This window comes from Vibrio sp. 1401 (assembly GCF_033340295.1).
This window is the reverse complement of record NZ_JAWOWF010000043.1, coordinates 28,095-45,534: the sequence shown is the minus strand read 5'-3', so window position 1 is coordinate 45,534 and position 17,440 is coordinate 28,095. Positions and strand designations below refer to the sequence as shown.

The following is a 17,440-nucleotide window of genomic DNA, read 5'->3' as shown; positions in this document are numbered from 1 at the left end:
AAACTCAGTATATTGTTTAATAATTATTCAATTTCGGACGACTTGGTTTTCTGTCCGAATTACGCAACAAAGCCTATGTTTCTATCAAATGTTTCATCAAACTTACGGGCTAATTCTGAGACTCTAGAGTCAAATTCTGATAGATATCTAATAATATCAAAACGTTTGTACTCTAAACTACTTTTAACCAAGCTTTCATATTGAGTTCTACCAAATGATGATATGGGCTTCTTCTCATAGTCTTGTGGTAGCCAATTCTTGGCATAATTTGAGCGTTTATTGACTTTTTCCCTTGCTTCTCTTAACCGTTTTTTGTCTTCAGCAACATCCATTCTAAATATGTCGAGGGCAAATTTCCCTCCTGACGGTAAACCATAGCCAATTTCGGCACCAGCACCAAAAAACAATGATACTTTACTCATTAACTCGCCCTTTTCCAAATATGAATCTTGAATGTCTTCAACAAACAGGTTTTCGATAGACATATTTCAAGCTGATCTTTAGCACACAATCATATCAACACGCTGCATAAGAAAGATATTCCAGCATGCGCATACTTGCCAAAAATTGTGAACTGATAACGTTTGGGCCGGGATGATTACTAGTTAATTTTCTATAAAGTGGACACTAACCCTTAAGTAAAAACTTTTATTAGGTTTCGCGTCCGCTTCATCACGCCCCACCAGACCGGACACAGACAAGAGACCCACAGCAATTCAGCCTTGGCTATATTGGCACGTAAATCACGCACAGTTCATCAGCACAGGAGATTCTTGACACTTTAATCGCACAGGAAATCTGCACAGAGAACAGGAGATAGACAGGAGGTAGGTTTGAGGAGAAGGCTTACCCTGAATTTCAGGTACAAAAAAACCAGCATTAAGCCGGCTTGATATGATTTTTACTGATTACGACACCGCAATTTTTCTAGGATTTTTAAATCCCTTGTGTCTACCAATTCCACCACCAGGGCAACGCAATCATGCGATGGGTTAGACACCATCTATCTCGCGACCTTTGCCGTGAGAACGAGGCGTACTTTAACGGATTAATTTATCTGGTCAACAAAAAATTAGTCTTTTTTATTCAAATGGTTAAAAAGACGACTCTAACGAACAAAGGGCGATCATTTTGCTTATTTGATCATCAATACGCTTTGCTTTCGTGCCTTTTAACCTTCTCATTTTATATCAATGAAGAGCCAACAAATCGCGCAAGGTAACAGTATGGGTATAAACTTAACGTGTATTTCAGAGAACAAAATAGCGCTCATCATGTTTCGAAAACCATCATTTCACTTACCCTTACATGCCGACTCCGAACTCGACTTCGTAGTGCCCCACTTCTTCCTTACTGAATTTGATTATGCACGCTCTCTGGAGCAGGGAGTCATCGACGACTTGGATCCTGAATATACACACCAATATCGCGTCACACTGAGGCGCATACGCTCACTATGCTCACTACTTCGCGAACTGATCCCTCCTTTTGAACAGCGTATTTTGAAACCTCATTTAAGAATAATGATGAAGAAAACAAATAAGCTGCGTGATTTGGACGTATTTATCTTGGACAAAAACCAATACATTGAAATGCTCCCAAATCACAAATCGTCTCTTGAGCAACTTTTTTGCTTTATAGAATCTGAACGTGCTTACGAACAAGCAAAAGTTACGCGTTGGCTAGATACACAAGAATACACAACGCACTGCACTTTGATCAGGAATAGTATGTTGCGAAGTACGCAACACGAACCAGTGGATAGCAACGTACCTGCGTTACTTTTCGCAAGCCAAAAAATCTCCGTTCAATTTAAAAAAGTTGATAAAGCACGACGCAAAATCTCGGACAAAAGTCGTGACAGCGTGATTCATTCGATGCGGATAAAGTGCAAAGCGCTTCGTTATTTGTTAGAAGGATTTTCCACGCTCTATCCTTCCCAACAGCACAAAAACAACGTGAAACAACTAAAACTATTGCAAGACAAGCTCGGTGACTTTAACGACACTTCAAGTCAAATTGAATTTTTCGCACAACTCAAAGAAACAGCAAATCTCAATAAACAAGATCGTAAGGCTTTGAAAAAGCTAATTAACGTGCTTAGCGAACATCATGAACTCTCTCGCCAAACCATCTTGACGCATTTAAGGCAGTTTGAGTCTTTCATTCGCGATACCAATACACAGAATCTCTATCGGCTCTAAATCAAGGTTCACGTATTTTTAATATTCATTAATTACAGTCAATCGTTAGGCTCCACTAAGAAAGATAACGTGAAACCATTAAAACGATACCAATACGAGCGCTATGCGGTGCTTTGTAATCTCGCCTACCCTCGCGTCTTCAGGCAAACTCAATACGGGTTCGATCCTAATGGGCAACGAGTCATTAGAAATGAACACGGTAAGATTATGATTCGCGTGCTCTGGAGTAAAAAACAGAGTGAAGTGGTCGTAGTGATTAAAGGCTCACACAGTATCAGTGATTGGTTGTTGAACTTCGCGATGTGGACGAGAAGCTGTCGAAGGTTGGGACTAAACTATCGCATTCACGCGGGTTTCTATCATCTGTTGTTCCAAGAAAGTTTACCGAGCCGGAATGAAGATCGGTTAGGGTTGACCGTGATCGAACGCCTCGAAGGTATCGTTGTACCGCTCATTCTTAGGGGAAAAAGAATCACTATTACTGGCCACTCTTCAGGTGGCGCGATTGGCAGTGTTTTTGCTGACTATATTGAGAAAAAATACCCAAAAAGCATTAAACGCGTGGTCACTTTCGGACAGCCCGCTGTCGGGGATTGGACGTTTAAGAAACGCTACCGTTTGGGGCACAAAACATACAGGATTTGTTGCGACATCGACATCGTGACCTTTATGCCGCCCGTACCTTTTTTGTATTGGCATGTAGGCAAAATGCTATGGTTATATAACGGGAGAATATACGAGAACACCCCAACGCTCATACGGCTTGGGCGCTCCTTATTTAGTTGGTTAATGCGACCGTTCTCTTATCACTTTATGAGTAAATACATTCGCGACAAAGACTTTTTTGATGAACGCTGAGTTAAACATCCGAAAGGTATGACGTACAGACACGAAAAAGCCGGACTTCGCCGGCTTTACGATTAAGTGGTGATCTACAGAGAGGCAATTTCTTTTTCAAGTTGATATTTGTTATCTGTGACAATTCGCTCTAACACTTCAACACGTCGCTTCAAGTCACCAATTTGCTTGTTAAGGTTATCTTGTTCTTCTCGGCTCATCGTATTACGTTCAGATATCTCCAACGCTCTTACTTCTTTACGATGGTTCAAGATTAACTTTATTATCCCGCCCCCAAATATGGCACCGAACACAATAGCCACAACCAATACATCAGCAATAGATTCCATTCTTTATCTTCCTCTAGATTATGCTCAAATATAAGTTACTCATTTGTAGAATGAATATCAAATAACACATTGATTCATTGAAAAGTTTTATTAAGAATTGCCTACTCTGTATCAAAATCACAAGAATGGATTATTCAACGCCAACCCAAACCGAGACAGATCCGCCGTTTACTGGGAACTCAGCCCAACCATTCGCATCAGTCCAAACTTCTTCAGTTCGGATACCCAACTTGTCTACGTAGCGAGCACTTGGTTTACCCGTATACATCCACTTCGAGCCGCCTGGTCCATCGCTCATGATCACGGCCATTGAATGTGGATGCTCTGCATCACCTTCTCGAGTCCAACCAATTACGTCCCAGTGGTCGAGATAAGAATGTTGTTTGCCATACGCATAATCTTTACGCAGTGTTACTAGCTCTTCAATGTAAGGCACTTTGACCATATTGATGTCATGCCCTTTATCACTGTACTGCGCGCCGTAGTAATCTGCATAAAACACGGATGGATAACCTTCTTCACGCAATAAGATAAACGCGTAAGCGAGCGGCTTGAACCACCAATCAACGGTTGATTCCAACGCCTGCAAAGGCTGAGTGTCATGGTTTTCTACTAAGGTAACCGCTTTGACTGGATTGTCCTTCATCAGCGTACCATCCATGATTTGACGCATATCGTAGCTACCACCCGATTTAGACGCATTATAAAAGTTCATATGTAACGGTGCATCAAACAAAGACATGCTGCCAGAGGTTTTGGTGATAAAGTTATGCAGCTGATTCACATCGTAGTTCCAGTACTCTCCGACCGTGAATAGTTCTTTCCCTGTTTTCCAACGTAGGTGATCAATCCATTCTTGCAGGTATTGATATTTGATGTGCTTCACCGCGTCCATTCTAAACCCATCAACACCAGTCATGTTGATATACCACTCACCCCAGTCTTTCAGCTCTTGCTTCACTTCAGGGTGATCCATGTCTAGATCAGCGTACATAAGGTAATCGTAGTTGCCTTTTTCCGAGCTCACTTCCCAATCCCATGCCTTACCCTCACCTTTGAATTTGAAGATAGCTTTTTCTTCGCCAGCATCGTCCCAGTCCACGCCATCAAAGTGGTACCACGTCCAATGAAAGTTTGAGTACTTATCGTTGCGCCCAGGGAAATCAAACTCTACCCACGCTTCAATCCATTTATCACCAAGTTCAATATTTCGGTTGTTCCAATCGACTCGCTTGGTGTCGACCCAGGATTTACCATCCGCACCGCCGCGATGGTTGAACACCACATCGCCATAAATCTGGATATTGTTTTTATGGGCAGTATTGATGGCGCTTAGGTACTGATCTTTGGTGCCATACTTGGTGCGCACCGAACCTTTTTGATCAAACTCTCCCAAATCGTACATATCATAAACGCCATAACCGACGTCGTTGCTACCACCAGCACCTTTATAGGCGGGCGGTAACCATAACGCAGTAAAGCCGTTGTCAGATAGTGCCGAAGCGTTGTTTTCAACTTGTGTCCAGAGTGCACCGTCATTTGGCACATACCAATGGAAATACTGCATCATGGTGCCATTTTGTGCCGCCATTACAGGCGAACTGAGCAACAAAGTTAAGGGTAAAAGTGTAGGTTTAAGGTTGAATGTTTTCATTATTTTTCTCTCACGTTAAGGACTAGAATCCTCCTTTCTGCATATACGCACCAAGCGATACTAACTATGACGCTAGCTAGGTTGCTGCCTGTAATACAAAAAGTTCGGATTACAATCGAAGAGAAACTATCACCAATCACACTATACAATTATTGAGTTGTCTAACATTTATAAAATCAATGATTAGCGCGTTAAAAATATTGAATGGTGATCAAAACATGGGAGACTTTAGGAAAGCGCGAAGGGTTACGAAAAGGTGGACTAAAAACGAAAAAAGCCAGTCATTTAAGACTGGCTTTCGAAATAGTGGAGGCGCCTCCCGGAGTCGAACCGAGGTCCACGGATTTGCAATCCGCTGCATAGCCACTCTGCCAAGGCGCCTTTCTGATTTTTTATCTCTGTCACCAAAGATTTTGATGGTGCCCCGGGCCGGACTTGAACCGGCACAGCGCGAACGCCGAGGGATTTTAAATCCCTTGTGTCTACCAATTCCACCACCAGGGCAACGCAATCATGCGATGGGTTAGACACCATCTGTCTCAGCGACCTTTGCCGTGAGAACGAGGCGTACTTTAACGGATTAATTTATCTGGTCAACAATAAATTTTATCTTTTTGATTTAAGTGCTTAAAAAGCGATCTGCCTAGTATATTTGGCGTTCAATTAGACCAATAAGCACCCGTTCCCTTTCATTAGCTATAAAGTCATACGCATACTAGTGCCCGAAACTGCTTCGAGGTAAACACGCGACTATCAGCTATGAACGCTGATCTTTTCACCGCTGTAACATCTGTAACAATTTGATTCCCTACTCTTGGCACGACTGCGTACAGAACATCATATTTTGTTACCGATAACTTTATATCGAATGTGGTCGTACCTTTATAAAATCATTGACTTTTTTTATTTTCAAACAAAGCTCAATTCATTATCGAAAATATCAATAAATAATGGTACGTTACACGAGTTGCAGTAATTTAATGGACATATATCACATATAAGGATGTGGTTTACTTTGGCGACACAACATAAGAAAAACAAGGTATATCACTAATGTCTATCAAGAATCTTTCTATAGCGAAAAAGATATCGCTATCGTTTTTACTCATTGCCATCGTCAACATTGCATTTGGCGTGTTTTTATCTACAGAGCTCAAAAGCATCAAATCTGAGCTTTTAAACTATACCGATGATACGCTTCCTGCAATGGAAAGGGTCGATTCGATTCGAGATCATTTGTCTCGCTGGCGCCGAGCTCAATTTGCTGCGTACACTTATGAAGACGCAGACCAAGTCAAAACTAAAATTTCTAACAATATTAGAGAACGCGAAAAGATCACTAGAGAGCTCAACGCTTACGGTGAAACTATCTGGCCTGGCGAAGAGCAGCAAACTTACCAGCGTCTTATGCGTCAATGGAAAAAGTACTTGGTTACTATGGACCAGTACAATGAAGCGATGCTAGCTAACGACAAAAGCAAGGCCCACCCTATTTTGGCGAACTCTTTGTCTGCTTTCGAAGCGGTTGACTCAGAGTTAGGCGAACTCATCCGTCTCCTTAAAGAAGCTATGGACAGCAACAAAACTCACATCCTGTCCTCTGTAAATGGATTGAGTAATTCTTCAATTGCAAGTAACGTGATTATTCTACTGATCATGGTAGGCATGACATACGTGCTGACTCGCCTAATTTGTGGCCCACTTAAACTTGTTGTTGAGCAAGCAAATGCCATCGCGACAGGTGATCTATCAAGTGACATTGACCGTAAAGCAATCGGCAATGACGAGCTTGGTGAACTGGCAGACGCGACCACTAAGATGCAAGATGACTTACGCCAAGTTATCGATAACGTGATTGCTGCAGTTACTCAGTTAAGCAGCGCTGTCGAAGAGATGAACCAAATCTCCGATATTTCTGCGTCTGGTATGAAAGATCAACAGCTGCAAATTACGCACATCGCAACAGCAATGACAGAAATGAAAGCGGCCGTAGCCGATGTTGCTCGTAACACTGAAGACTCAGCGAACCAAGCTAACGAAGCAAACCGACGCACACAACACGGTGTTCGTGAAACCCAAGGTATGGTTGACGCGATTCAAGAAGTTTCAAACGTAATTGGCGCTGCAGGCGATACCGTAGCAGAGCTTGAACAGCAATCGAATAAAATTAACGTGATCGTGGATGTTATCCGCGACATTGCCGATCAAACCAACCTACTTGCACTTAATGCAGCCATTGAAGCGGCGCGTGCTGGTGAGTCTGGTCGTGGCTTTGCCGTCGTTGCAGACGAAGTTCGAACTCTTGCCGGCCGTACGCAAGATTCAACGAGTGAAATCACTTCGATCATTGAGCAGCTACAATCACTTGCAAAAGACGCAAAATCAGCTACTGAACTTTCTAGAACCAGTATCTCAGAATGTGCAGAACAAGGCATTCAATCAAAACAGCTGATGAGCGACATTGAGCATTCGATTTCGGACATCTCAGACATGGGTACCCAAATCGCCACGGCTTGTAACCAGCAAGACTCTGTTGCGGAAGAGCTTAACCGCAGCATTGAAAACATACATTTGGCATCTCAAGAGGTCTCGCAAGGTTCGGAGCAAACCGCACAGGCGTGCCGCGAACTAAGCCAGCTATCCATTTCTCTTAAAGATGTAATGAGCCGCTTTAAACTGAGTTAAACTCAGTGGATACCTTAGTAGATATCAAATCAATCCCGATTTGCTTAAATTGAATGTCATCACTGAGGTATATTTAGGTATATATTAAATCACTATCTTAATAAACGCTCCAAAGCACCACTTGGAGCGTTTTACTTCGTCAGGTACTTTCCCCAAGTACTCAATAACATAACCAATACAAAAAACGCGTACGGAGACTTTATGCGCTTAAATAAAACCTTACTATCACTGACTATCGCTGCTGCAGTCGCGGTTCCTGTAATGCAAGCCACTGCCGCTCCTCTTCAAATTAGCAATACAGCAGCAAAAGCAGAGCAAGTTCAAGGTGCTAACGCTTGGCTAGAAATAAACTTAGGTCAGTTCCGCGATAATATTGAGCAGTTTAAATCGCACATGGATGGCAAAACGAAAATCTGCGCCGTGATGAAAGCCGACGCATACGGCAATGGTATCGCAGGCCTGATGCCGACTATTATCGAGCAACAAATTCCTTGCGTTGCCGTTGCAAGTAACGCCGAAGCACAAACTGTTCGCGACAGTGGCTTTAAAGGCCAACTTATGCGTGTACGCTCAGCGGATATTGGCGAGATTGAAGCCGTAATCGACCTAAATGTCGAAGAGTTGATAGGCACAGCAGAGCAAGCTAAAGCACTGTCTAAACTAGCCGAGAAAGCTGGTAAAGAAATCAAAGTTCACCTTGCTCTGAACGACGGTGGTATGGGACGTAATGGTGTTGATATGACGACAGAAGCGGGCAAGAAAGAAGCGCTAGAAATCGCTCAACAAGCTGGCGTTAATATTGTTGGTATCATGACTCATTTCCCTAACTACAATGCAGACGACGTGCGCCAAAAGTTAGCTTCATTCAAAGACAGTTCTGCATGGCTGATTAAAGAAGCGAATCTAAAACGCGACAACATTTTACTGCACGTAGCAAACTCTTACACCGCGCTTAATGTTCCTGAGGCGCAGCTTGATATGGTTCGTCCTGGTGGCGTTTTATACGGAGACTTACCAACTAACCCTGAGTACCCTTCTATCGTGTCTTTCAAAACACGCGTGGCATCCGTTCACCACCTGCCAAAAAATAGCACAGTCGGTTACGACAGCAGCTACACAACAAGCAAAGAAAGCTTAATGGCGAACATTCCTGTTGGTTACTCTGATGGTTATCCACGAAAAATGGGGAATACGGCAGAAGTTCTGATCAATGGCCAACGTGCAAAAGTTGCGGGCGTTGCTTCAATGAACACCACAATGGTAGATGTTACAGGTATCAAAGATGTTGAGCCTGGTTCTGAAGTTGTTTTGTTTGGCTCCCAACAAGGCAAAACGATTTCAGCTGCTGAGATGGAAAAACACGCAGAAGTCATCTTCCCTGAACTATACACGGTTTGGGGAAGCGCGAACCCTCGTGTCTACGTAAAATAAACCTATTCAGTTATTCGTAACAGAGCGAAAAAGCGAGCCTCGTGCTCGCTTTCTTTCTTATTTACTAATCTGTACTAGCTCGTGATGTTATCAATTAAACAGAGCTTACTATTTCTGTTGTTTTATTCTCCTTTAGCACTACCAAGCGCGACTCTCAACACTCTGTTTCTTAAAGCCGCTTGGATGGCTCAATTTTATATAGCACTTAGAGTTTGAAAGCCCCTCCAATTGATGTTAAACATGAAGTTTACAAAAGAATAACAAACACACTCGTATGGCACTGCCCCTTTGCCTGCTAGCTAGGTATCTCTATGACAGAAAATACTCAACATCTTCAACGCTCCTCCACTGAGTTGCACGAATTTAATCGGCTTGACGTCTGGAACGGCTTCACCCAACTTTTACCCCTCTCTATGTTCGTGGTCATATTTGGCCTCGCTTTCGGTGTTGCTGCGGTACAGACTGGACTAGATGTATTTCCCACTATGTTGATGAGCACACTGGTCTTCGCCGGTGCTTCACAATTTGCCACGTTAGAAATGTGGGGAGCGGAAGTCCCTTTCATTCCAGTACTTATTACTGTATTTGCGATTAATGCTCGTCACCTCTTGATGGGAGCCACACTTTATCCATGGTTACGACAACTCCCACCAACAAAACGTTACGGTGTAATGCTGGTAGCATCAGACGCTAACTGGGCAATGGCACTCAATGCATTTGGTAGAAAAGAACCAGGCTTTGGCTTGCTTGTTGGTGGCGGCTTAGCGATGTGGTCTTTTTGGATTGTGGGCACCTGGATCGGCATTTATTTTGGTAGCGCAATCAAAGATCCGGTGGGCCTCGGGCTCGATATGGTTATGGGATGCTTCCTGCTGTCTATGGTGGTGGCCGGGCCGAAAGACTTAAGAATCTTTGCGATTTGGGCCATAGCAGCAGCCTCTTCTATGTTGGCGTATTGGTATTTGCCAGAGAATAGCCACGTAGTGGTTGGCGCCATTACTGGCGGAGTATTGGGTGCTTGTTGGAAGGAGAAGAAAGCATGAACATCGAAACAACCATAGGTGGCACACTGCTTATCATCATCGCTATGGCGTTAGTCACGCTCATAACCCGCTGGGGCGGAGTGTATGTTATGTCATTCATTCCAATTAGCGAACGGGTTCAACGTTTCATTACTGCGATGTCAGGCTCCGTACTGGTTGCCCTTTTAGCTCCGCTAGCAGTAGAGGGTGATAATGGTGCTAGAGCAGCACTGTTTTCTACTGCTGTTGTCATGTTCATCGTGAAAAAGCCTCTACCAGCAATTGCAGCAGGCATCATCGCCGCCGCCGCGGTACGTGCTCTTTAGTCGCTGTTTCAACGCCGATACCAGTCATCAATAAAAGACCCAAAACACAAAGCCCTGATGTCACAAGTGTCATCAGGGCTTATCTTATGCTCATCATTTGAACGATGAACAACGATTATTAATCATAGTGAGACAGCACATTACGCACAGCAGTTACAATTGCGCTTATATTTGTCCATTTTACCAATACCAGGGTTAAAGGTATTGGTTGGGTCTAATTCGTGGTAAAACTTCTGCAACGAGTTTTCGGCTTCATACAAGTGACCCACATTATGTTCTGCTGGGTATTTGGCACCACGGCTATTGAGGTGCTCTAGCATCAGCTTTTTCATCAACTTCGTGTCAGTCCCTTTTTTGAAAATGTAATCTTGATGGAAGACGTAACACATAAAGTGACCATAATAGAGCGCTTGAACAAGGTGCTTACTCACCTCTTCAGGCAAAGTTTCTAGCCACTCTTCATCATTGCGTCGCAATGCAATATCAAGTGCAACGATGTCTTCTACGTCTTTTCGGTGAATCGTCTCGTAACGAATTGCTGCACCTGCTGCTGCAAAGCGATGTAAATAAGCTTTTTTACCCTCTTCCGGCGTACACTCGAAGAAATCACAGTCGTCTTCAACAGCCCAAACTTCTTTGAGGTATTTTTGTGCTTCAGCAATACCACCATCACTCATTTTCAATACCAGGTGATGCTCATACTTGTCACGGAAATCCAGCATTCGCTCTGGTAAGTGTTGTGGGAACAACTTGCTCGCGTAGTACAAAATGGTGTCTGGCAGATATTTACTGACAAACGGGATGCGCTCTAAGAAGTTTTCTACCTTAGCTTTGAGTGCAAACATTTTTGGCAGCTTATCTGTGCCTAACAAGTCGATTGATAAGAACACATCCTTGCCGTACTTCTCTGCCATGTTGAAGATATCTCGATGCAAGTATTCTCCCATCTCAGGCAAGTTATCAAACGTAGATAAGAAGTCTTTTCGCAACTTCGTTAGTTTCGCAGGGTCATTGGTGCCAAGGTAAAAAACCTGCTCTTTTTCGGGTACTGGGTAGCTGTCAACCCGAACGGCAAAAACACCCAACTTGCCAGCGCAGCCACTGGCTTCAAATAATCGGCGTTCATCGGCATTAAAGCGAGAAGGAATGTCAGAAGTCACGTCTCGAACACGTTCATCGTATTCCTTGTCTGATGCCATTCGCTCATCATGAATTATCTTCGCTGGGTCAAAGTTCCCTTCTTGCAGATTTGTTAGAATTTCTTCTGGCGTTTCACCTAATCCTTCAATACCAAGGTGGTTCACCAAATGTAACTGGCCTTGCTTATCGACCTGCGCGTAGATCGCCAGTTCCGTATAAGCAGGACCACGCTTAACTAGCGCACCGCCTGAGTTATTAGCGATACCACCGACCACAGTGGCACCTAGCGATGAAGAACCGATGATAGAATGCGGTGCTCGATTCACTGCCTTCAGCTCTTTTTCCAAAGAGTGTAAGCTCGCACCAGGCAAGCAAACCGCCTGCTTACCACCATCTAATAAGTGAATCTTCTTGATTTTGGTAATATTGATCACAACCACATCGCGATCATAATCATTACCACTCGGAGCTGAGCCCTCTGTTAAACCTGTTTTAGCCGCCTGCATGATAATGATGCAGTTTGCTTCAACACACTGTTTAATAATCTTCCATTGTTCTAGAAGAGTGTTAGGAAACACGATAGCAAGCGCATTACCACTACCCGAACGAAACCCCGAGCGGTAATATTTCGTTTTAACCTCGTCGGTTAGAACATTTTCTTCCCCCACGATGGTTTTAAATTCTTCAATCAGCTGCTTTTGTTTCATATCCGTATCTCTAGTTATTGTACTTCGCTCACAACACCGCTTAGCGGCAGGCATGGCGTTTGAGCCACTATAAGCAGTCCATTTCTCTGCGTCTATGTCAGGCGGACGAACAATACGTAATCAATAAACAACAAACAAAATAATTCTTTATTTTTCTGTTACTTATCTTTCACATTTGAGAAATTTAACGTAAGAAACAGACCGTTTCTTAAAAGAAACAATAGCAAAACCATTTGTTAACAGTTGTGCGGGGTATCTTGTTATCAATATTAGTGAAGAAAACGAGGAGAAGCGTAAGCTCCTAAATTTAAGAGGACTCTTAGAAATGAAGATGGAAACATAAGCTCAACACCAACATAACGATCGGTGTTGAGTTATTGGCTTAAAATCGATGGTTTTGACTTTGAAAGCTTGTGTATAGATGATCGATAAAGATCTTAATTTTTTCTGGTTGCTGACGAGTGTAAGGGTACACCGCATAAATACCCAAACATTTGGCTGTTTCGTCTTTAAATAACTGAATCAGACTGCCTTGCTTTAAGTCTTCATAAACCAATACACGCGGCACATAGATGATTCCCTGCCCTAACAGCGCCACATTTCTCAATACAGAAGAATTGTTAGTACAGAGGTTACCGTCGACGGTGATTTGATATACCTCGTCTCCATCTTTAAACGCCCACTCATGCGCTCCGGTTTCTTGGTAGGAATAGACTAAACAATTGTGTTTAGCCAAGGCTTGAGGTTGTTTAGGTATGCCATGTTTAGCTAGGTATTGGGGTGACGCGCAAATGATCCAATTTGCATCCACCAGCTTTCTTGCAATCAGACTAGAATCTGGCAACACACCCGTTCTAATTGCCAAATCAAAACGTTCATTCACGATATCGACGAAACGATTATCTAGATCCATATCGATATTGATGTCTGGGTATTTCTGATTAAATTCATTAATCACTTGAGGAAGAATTAATTCACCAGAGATAGTAGGCACCGAAATTTTAATGTTTCCAGATAAGTTTTTACCTAAACCCACAATGGATTCTTCCGCCGTTGCCACCGCTTGATAAACCGCTTTTGCATGAGTAAAAAACGCTCGTCCTGCTTCAGTCAACGTTAGCGTTCGCGTTGTTCGGTAGAGAAGCTGTACACCAAGCTCTTGTTCAAGCTTGGCAATCCGTTTACTGACGACCGATTTGGTCAGTGACATATGTCTCGCGGCAGCACTGAATGAACCTTGCTCGATCAAGTGATAAAAAATGATGTAATCGTCGGTATTTCTCATGCGTCGTCGTCAAATCCTTTGGAAGCCCGTATTGTAAACTGAAATTGGCTGAGGTGCGAAACATCGGGTCACACTTAATATCAGAAACTCGTGACAGAGATGGGGTTGCTAAGCTCACAGGTAATGAAAAAGAGATGGTGTGAATTTATCAGTCTTCAGATACAAAAAAACCAGCTTTCGCTGGTTTTAAGTTGATGCACTTGGCATCGAGATACCGCCATGGCCATATCTGAATAATTTGGAGCGACACACGAGGTTCGAACTCGTGACCTCAACCTTGGCAAGGTTGCGCTCTACCAACTGAGCTAGTGTCGCATTTATTCTCGAAAGCCATTCGCTCTCAAAAGAATAATGGAGGCGCCTCCCGGAGTCGAACCGAGGTCCACGGATTTGCAATCCGCTGCATAGCCACTCTGCCAAGGCGCCTTTTTATTACGCTTCAGGGCTCTACCCCGTTGCGTTGGTGGCTACTTTACGGATTGAGAGAAGATAGTCAAACAAAAACATTTCATTTTCTGTTCGTTTGATTTCTTTTAAGTCAATTCGACCAAAGTTCGATCTTATTGGCTTAAAACGAAGCAATATAAATCTCGCTTTCAGTTCGTTTTGTCCCATGAAACATTAAGGCGTTTAATAGTTGCTGACCCTTTTTAGCAATCTTCCCACAACATTAGGGTGATAAGACCAAGTGTGATCAAACATCGACATTAATGCAGGATTTCCGTATTTCGATAAGCTAATCGCGTGAAAACGGTTTTTCTTCGCTTTGAGCGCATCCACTTTGGCCAGTAACTCGTCTTGTTGTTTTGGCGCGATAAAGTCGGAAATGACTACCATGTCTGCGTTTTTATATTTACCACCGCTCATCAAGTCGATAGATTTAATCAAAGTTGGCTCTAAGTCTGTACCACCATGGAAGCTATAAGTTAGAAAGTCCGCCGCCTCGCGCAGACCATCTTGTTTGGTTAGTTCGTAGGTAATGTGTTCCGTAGAAAAAATAATGACATAGCAATCACGTTGCTCCGCTAGTGCGATTTGCATCAGAGCATAAGCCATGGCTTTGGCGCATTGCTCAGGAAAGCCACTCATGGAACCGGACGCGTCCACACAAACAATGAAGGGGCCTTTTTCGATATCTACCGCTTTATGGTCAGGTCGGTGAGCTTTAACTTTACGTAACGTGCGCGATTTGCCTTGTGTACGATAGTTCATGAGCCGTTTATCAACTAAGTGTTTATAGAACACAACTTCAAGTTCAGGATACGCCAAAAACATCGTTTCGTTGGGAAGTAGCTTATTTAGATCATCGCTTTCGTGAATACCGACAATATCATCCGTCGCCTCATCACTTTTCTCTTCGACCAATTGAAGTTCTTCAGTGGGCGCACGATTTAGTTCAGGATCATTTACTTGCCCCGCCATACGACCGAGTTGCTCCGCAATTTCTTGCAAGCCTTGGTGCTTCTTCAGAAACTCAGCATGGCGTTTCATCACCGTTAAGTCTGTTTTACTCAACTTGGCAGATGCCATATCCCACAGGCGCCCTACACTTTCAGCGTCACCCGACTCCGTGACTTTATCCATATTACGCATGGTTTCCATACGTTGATACAGGTCATTCAGCACCTTTTCTTTATTGGCTTCAAGCTCGCTTACTTGCGCTTGTTTTATAGCATCGGTGAGGCTTTTGTACCATTGATCACAAAAGTAATGAGGGAACATAGGGTTATTCATCCCTTTGTTCTTTTCCATCATTCGGCGAGCTTGCATGTAAAACGCAGAGTGCCATTCCAGCTTTTTAATCACATCTTCGATGTTTTCAAAAAACGCCTCTTCATCCCAATGAATAACCTCTTGATATAAAGACAGCTCTTGTTGGAAACGCTCTGTCTCACATACCTTGGTGATCCGTTTTTTGACGCTGCCTCGCCACTTTAACAAGTGACCTTTGACCGAAGATTTAACACCTCGGTTTTCTGCCATCATCATGACTTGTGAACGAGCCATCAAATCATTAACTGCGCTATCGATGATGCCGGAGTCGGCCACCATCAGCGCGAGGTTAAGTCCGTCTGCACCTAGCATGTCGTCTCCTTATGAGAAAAACTGATTTAAGTTTTTAAAGCGTTGGATAACTTTTTCACTTTCTGCTTGGATTGATTCAAGTCTCTGACTGACCTGTTGTAGACTCGACTCCATAAGGCGGGGTAGTTCAGGATCAACAAAGCTATGCGGAAGCGCATCATGAAAGTTCGCTTTCACCTTGCGCATATGGTGTTCTGCCTCACTAAGCTGATTTACGGCTTTTTCGCTCTGCGTTAACCACTTTTGGTAAAGCTCTACATCCAAGCCCTCTTGAGTCACTAGGCTAACCAAAATGCCTCGGTTCGCGATATCACGGATAACTAGGTTATTCGCCGCGTCAACATCAAATCGTAAACGGCACATGTTGGTGTTTTGATTGACGTAACCATACACATCACCGCTTCCCTCTTTAATGACTCGATCTAACTCATCTTTGGGTACATAAACCCAGCGGCTATCACCTTTTTCTGATTCTGAAACCGACATGTTGCTTTGCAAGACAACCAATTTAACTAAGTTAACGGCTGCGCCAACTTTGTACATCTTGGCTTTAGAGGTATCAAAGCGCATGGTTTCTTTACGCAAAATACCCGTGGCCGCTTCAGACGTTAACGTCATGCGGTAGGCATCTTCTAGTTCATGTTGGACATCAACCAAAGACTCACGGCAGTACTCGATTTCCTGCTCCGCGTCTTGTTGATCAAATGCATGTTTTAAGGCGAACTCTTGAACCACTTCACGTACCACATCTCGCGATTCAGGACTGTTCCATAAACAATCTTGCAGCAGTAAAAGGTCAAGCGGATTTATTTCATCGCGACCATTAAAAAACGCGCTCGCTTTTAACAACTTCACGGCTTTCTTCCAGCGGCGGTCAGAGACATACATATCGGTATTGGCCACATCACCAAACTGAGCTTCAACTTTGCTTTCTAACATCGTTTTAAGCTGGAAAAGCTTTTCGAATGCATTGTCGGTTAACGTCAATTTGTCGAGCTGTTGTTGCCATTGATGATATTCTTCATCAGTTATCGCTAGGCCTTCTGGTACTTGTGCCTCTTGCGATGTGCCCACAGTCAACATCGACTTAAAGTTTTGTTTATTCTGAATTCGATTCACAAACACACGCACCAACATGCGGTCGTAGAGCGCATCCAATCCACTATCTTCATCGGGTAATTCATTGGAAGCCGATACCAACAAGCGCATTGGCACACGCTCGATATCGCTGCCATTTTTGAATGTTTTCTCATTAACCACTGTCAGCAATGTATTAAGAATTGCAGGGCCCGCCTTCCAGATTTCATCCAAAAATACGACTTGTGCAGTTGGCAAATACCCTTTAGTTAAGCGAACATAACGGCCGTTGTCTTTTAGCTCTTGGATACTCAGTGGCCCAAACACCTCTTCAGGGGTTGAGAAGCGCGTCATCAGGTATTCGAAGTAACTGCTGTTATCGAACGCTTGGATGAGTCGTTTGGCAATTAAGCTTTTTGCAATACCAGGGGGACCTAAAAGAAAAACACTTTCACCAGCAAGTGCAGCAAGAAGGCAGAGCTTGATCGTATGTTCACGCTCATAAACGCCATCCGTTAACGCTTTCGCCAATTTATTGATGCGTTCTGAGAGAAGCGCTTTTTCGGCATTTGAGGTAAATAAGGTTTGTGTCATACGTTCTCCGGCTGCTGAAGTGGTATTGCGTTAACATTTTTAT

13 protein-coding genes and 4 tRNA genes are annotated in these 17,440 nt (G+C 43.4%); 6 read left to right on the top strand and 11 right to left on the bottom strand.

Going from position 1 to position 17,440, the window contains the following annotated elements:
- Nucleotides 1-59: 59 nt before the first annotated feature.
- On the bottom strand, nucleotides 60-485 hold the full coding sequence (locus R7Z77_RS18835) for a hypothetical protein (RefSeq protein ID WP_318136787.1): 426 nt from the start codon (nucleotides 483-485) through the stop codon (nucleotides 60-62).
- Between the two features lie 789 nt (nucleotides 486-1,274).
- On the opposite strand from R7Z77_RS18835, the gene R7Z77_RS18830 reads away from it, so the two are divergent.
- Both R7Z77_RS18830 and R7Z77_RS18825 read left to right on the top strand, forming a co-directional pair.
- On the top strand, nucleotides 1,275-2,204 hold the full coding sequence (locus tag R7Z77_RS18830) for a CHAD domain-containing protein (RefSeq protein ID WP_025998536.1): 930 nt from the start codon (nucleotides 1,275-1,277) through the stop codon (nucleotides 2,202-2,204).
- Between the two features lie 69 nt (nucleotides 2,205-2,273).
- Entirely contained in the window at nucleotides 2,274-3,062 is a 789-nt protein-coding gene (locus tag R7Z77_RS18825; protein WP_005375991.1) for a lipase family protein, read from the top strand.
- A 74-nt stretch (nucleotides 3,063-3,136) separates the two neighbouring features.
- Here the strand turns inward: R7Z77_RS18825 and R7Z77_RS18820 are convergent, their stop codons facing one another.
- The 4 genes from R7Z77_RS18820 to R7Z77_RS18805 form a co-directional block, all read right to left on the bottom strand.
- Nucleotides 3,137-3,391 carry a hypothetical protein gene (locus tag R7Z77_RS18820; protein WP_005375990.1) on the bottom strand — a complete coding sequence of 85 codons (255 nt, stop codon included), beginning with the start codon at nucleotides 3,389-3,391 and terminating at the stop codon, nucleotides 3,137-3,139.
- A 130-nt stretch (nucleotides 3,392-3,521) separates the two neighbouring features.
- A complete protein-coding gene (gene amyS, locus R7Z77_RS18815) occupies nucleotides 3,522-5,045 on the bottom strand; it encodes an alpha-amylase (RefSeq protein WP_262638439.1) in 1,524 nt (507 codons plus the stop codon).
- Nucleotides 5,046-5,352: 307 nt separating this feature from the next.
- Nucleotides 5,353-5,426, bottom strand: a tRNA-Cys gene (locus R7Z77_RS18810).
- A gap of 36 nt (nucleotides 5,427-5,462) precedes the next feature.
- Nucleotides 5,463-5,549 (bottom strand) — tRNA-Leu (locus tag R7Z77_RS18805).
- Nucleotides 5,550-6,098: 549 nt separating this feature from the next.
- Between R7Z77_RS18805 and R7Z77_RS18800 the strand changes: the two genes are divergently transcribed.
- The 4 genes from R7Z77_RS18800 to R7Z77_RS18785 all read left to right on the top strand — a co-directional run bounded on the left by R7Z77_RS18800 (nucleotide 6,099) and on the right by R7Z77_RS18785 (nucleotide 10,509).
- The gene (locus R7Z77_RS18800) at nucleotides 6,099-7,730 is read left to right on the top strand and encodes a methyl-accepting chemotaxis protein (RefSeq protein WP_005375988.1); all 1,632 of its coding nucleotides are present in this window, start codon (nucleotides 6,099-6,101) and stop codon (nucleotides 7,728-7,730) included.
- Nucleotides 7,731-7,931: 201 nt separating this feature from the next.
- Nucleotides 7,932-9,161, top strand: a complete 1,230-nt coding sequence (gene alr / locus R7Z77_RS18795; RefSeq protein WP_005375987.1) for an alanine racemase — start codon at nucleotides 7,932-7,934, stop codon at nucleotides 9,159-9,161.
- Nucleotides 9,162-9,472: 311 nt separating this feature from the next.
- Nucleotides 9,473-10,204, top strand: a complete 732-nt coding sequence (locus tag R7Z77_RS18790) for an AzlC family ABC transporter permease (protein WP_005375986.1) — start codon at nucleotides 9,473-9,475, stop codon at nucleotides 10,202-10,204.
- The gene (locus R7Z77_RS18785; protein ID WP_005375985.1) at nucleotides 10,201-10,509 is read left to right on the top strand and encodes an AzlD family protein; all 309 of its coding nucleotides are present in this window, start codon (nucleotides 10,201-10,203) and stop codon (nucleotides 10,507-10,509) included. The genes R7Z77_RS18790 and R7Z77_RS18785 overlap by 4 nt, the downstream gene beginning before the upstream one ends.
- A gap of 140 nt (nucleotides 10,510-10,649) precedes the next feature.
- Here the strand turns inward: R7Z77_RS18785 and dld are convergent, their stop codons facing one another.
- From dld to R7Z77_RS18755, 6 genes are all read right to left on the bottom strand, one after another.
- Nucleotides 10,650-12,356, bottom strand: coding sequence for a D-lactate dehydrogenase (dld, locus tag R7Z77_RS18780; protein WP_318111380.1), 1,707 nt, complete (start codon nucleotides 12,354-12,356; stop codon nucleotides 10,650-10,652).
- A gap of 382 nt (nucleotides 12,357-12,738) precedes the next feature.
- Nucleotides 12,739-13,641 (bottom strand): LysR family transcriptional regulator, encoded by a 903-nt coding sequence (locus tag R7Z77_RS18775; RefSeq protein WP_017633645.1) that lies wholly within the window; start codon nucleotides 13,639-13,641, stop codon nucleotides 12,739-12,741.
- 239 nt (nucleotides 13,642-13,880) lie between these two features.
- Nucleotides 13,881-13,956: transfer RNA gene (locus R7Z77_RS18770), tRNA-Gly, on the bottom strand.
- Nucleotides 13,957-13,993: 37 nt separating this feature from the next.
- Nucleotides 13,994-14,067, bottom strand: a tRNA-Cys gene (locus tag R7Z77_RS18765).
- 204 nt (nucleotides 14,068-14,271) lie between these two features.
- Nucleotides 14,272-15,726, bottom strand: coding sequence for an ATPase RavA stimulator ViaA (gene viaA, locus R7Z77_RS18760; protein ID WP_318136786.1), 1,455 nt, complete (start codon nucleotides 15,724-15,726; stop codon nucleotides 14,272-14,274).
- Nucleotides 15,727-15,735: 9 nt separating this feature from the next.
- Nucleotides 15,736-17,397: an ATPase RavA domain-containing protein gene (locus tag R7Z77_RS18755; protein WP_005375980.1), complete on the bottom strand. Its 1,662-nt coding sequence runs from the start codon at nucleotides 17,395-17,397 to the stop codon at nucleotides 15,736-15,738.
- Between the last annotated feature and the right edge of the window lie 43 nt (nucleotides 17,398-17,440).